The organism is Pseudomonas sp. SIMBA_041 (assembly GCF_046535095.1).
Taxonomy (GTDB): Bacteria; Pseudomonadota; Gammaproteobacteria; order Pseudomonadales; family Pseudomonadaceae; genus Aquipseudomonas; species Aquipseudomonas mucoides.
Map to the genome: position 1 here is coordinate 1 of NZ_JAWRXJ010000710.1, position 249 is coordinate 249.

The 249-nt window shown below is 50.2% G+C and carries 1 pseudogene; it reads left to right on the forward strand.

What is annotated here, in order from left to right:
• A pseudogene (locus SB725_RS32945) lies at positions 1-156 on the forward strand (tRNA (uridine(54)-C5)-methyltransferase TrmA); the annotation flags it as partial.
• Positions 157-249 lie beyond the last annotated feature (93 nt).

A 249-nucleotide genomic window follows, 5' to 3' on the forward strand; every position in this document is an offset into this window, starting at 1 on the left:
TATCCGCGTATTTTGTACATCTCCTGTAACCCGGAAACGTTATGCAAGAATCTGGAAACATTAAGCCAGACGCACAAGGTCGAACGTCTGGCTCTGTTTGATCAGTTCCCCTACACGCACCATATGGAGTGCGGCGTATTACTGACCGCGAAGTAAAACCCATGCCGGATGCGCCAGCATCCGGCATAATACCGATTACTCAGCAACTTCCTGCTTACGGTTACGCATCTTCGCGCCAATCCAGAACAC